Genomic DNA, 257 nt, shown 5'->3' with positions numbered 1-257 from the left:
CATCCTTGTCATAAGTAGCTCCTACTGTGAATCCATCACTTACAAGAACGTAACCACGATCTTGGTATTTCTGAATCTTAGCTGCAGTTGAGTAGGCAATAGCTTCACCTGATTTACCAGAAACTTGATCACTTTCAAGTGTTGCACCAGTATTTTGGTCTACATACTTGATAGTAGCTTTTTGATCTGCCTTGCGGTAGATAATTGGTGTGTCAGTACCTGGATTTTCAGGAGTGATTGGTTTTCCTGGAGTTACT

1 protein-coding gene is annotated in these 257 nt (G+C 40.5%); it reads right to left on the bottom strand.

Features of this window, described 5'->3' with window-relative positions:
* The coding region (locus ADI86_RS11850; RefSeq protein WP_049531503.1) for a mucin-binding protein at positions 1 to 257 on the bottom strand (257 nt) is incomplete at both ends.

This window comes from Streptococcus pseudopneumoniae (assembly GCF_001074975.1).
In the GTDB taxonomy this organism is placed as follows: Bacteria; Bacillota; Bacilli; order Lactobacillales; family Streptococcaceae; genus Streptococcus; species Streptococcus pseudopneumoniae_D.
Note: the sequence above shows the minus strand (reverse complement) of the source record. Positions and strands in the feature narration are given on the sequence as shown.